Below are 1198 nucleotides of genomic sequence, written 5' to 3'. Positions count from 1 at the left end.
TATCCATATTAAGTCTTCTGGTTCTAGCCTTGCTAGGCGGATGCAGTATTTTAGGAGGAAAAAAAGCGATGGAAGCCAAACGTGAAGCAGAAAAGCAGGAAATGATTGAGATTGTCGAGAGCGAGGAAGCTAAGAATGTTTTCAAAGATTTAATTAAACAGGAGAGTTCAACAGCTTTTGAAAAAGACTCAAAAATTGAGACTTACTCTGTAGATCTAAATTCCTTAGAATTCTCTCCAATGGGAGGTATTATGGTAACACTCTATATCAATGGCGATGAAAAATTAACCCTCACGACTACATTAAAGCAAGACGAAGAGAAGCTCTACCATTCGTCTTATGTGATTAGTGAAGAACTTTCGAAAATTTTGGAGTAAACTGTATGTCTGTATATACTGATAAAGAGATTATTGAGTTGGTTAACTTGGAATATGAAATAAAAGGAGGTCCCCATGACAAAGCAGAAATTCCTCAACCTATCCATATTAAGTCTTCTGGTTCTAGCCTTGCTAGGCGGATGTAGTATTCTAGGAGGTAAAAAAGCGACGGAAGACAAACGTGAAGCTGAGAAGCAGGAAATGATTGAGATTGTCGAGAGTGAGGAGGTCCAAGAACAAATTAGGCATAGTTTCAAAAATTTGGATAAGCAATCATTTACAGAACAAGGAACTATTAAATCTTATGAACTTGATAAAGATTCAGTTTATTTATCACCTTCACACTCCATTCATTTTACTTTATTCATTAATGGGGATAAGGGTGTAACTATTTCAGAAAACATTGCATTAGTAAATGGTGAATACGAATTGGGAGGAAGCTCAATTTCTGAAGAATTGAGTGATTTGTTAAGCAATGATTAGGACATATAGTGATAAAGAAATAATCCGTTTAATAAATTTAGAATATGAAAAAAATCTTAAAGTTGGAAAATCAAAGCTCTTTATAAATTCTAATAGCTCCTACATCGGCACGGTTTCTCATATCTATGAAAATTCAGGGGCCGGTAAGCAGATTTATGTCCTGACCAATCAAACAGCGGACCACACGTTAGGTAATGATAATCCAGCAACCAACGCTGTTCCCTACACTGCCTCTGAGTCAGAACCTTCCCCTTGAAAGCGTCAAATCCTCCAAGTTATGTTATATTATAAGTATATTAGACGGCTAGTATCTTTATAAGATGACATAAGGAGGTCCC

2 protein-coding genes are annotated in these 1198 nt (G+C 36.1%); both read left to right on the top strand.

Annotation, left to right across the window (positions count from 1 at the left end):
- Positions 1-377, top strand: a 377-nt coding sequence (locus ACFORF_RS05440; RefSeq protein ID WP_380426209.1) for a DUF1310 family protein, incomplete at its 5' end; no start/stop codon positions are given.
- 75 nt (positions 378-452) lie between these two features.
- On the top strand, positions 453-860 hold the full coding sequence (locus ACFORF_RS05435; protein ID WP_380426207.1) for a DUF1310 family protein: 408 nt from the start codon (positions 453-455) through the stop codon (positions 858-860).
- Positions 861-1198 lie beyond the last annotated feature (338 nt).

This window comes from Streptococcus caprae (assembly GCF_042649745.1).
GTDB classification, from domain to species: domain Bacteria; phylum Bacillota; class Bacilli; order Lactobacillales; family Streptococcaceae; genus Streptococcus; species Streptococcus caprae.
Note: the sequence above shows the minus strand (reverse complement) of the source record. Positions and strands in the feature narration are given on the sequence as shown.

Coding starts and splice junctions, on each gene's coding strand:
- ACFORF_RS05435 (WP_380426207.1), top strand. CDS start 453: ATGACAAAGCAGAAATTCCTCAACCTATCCATATTAAGTCTTCTGGTT.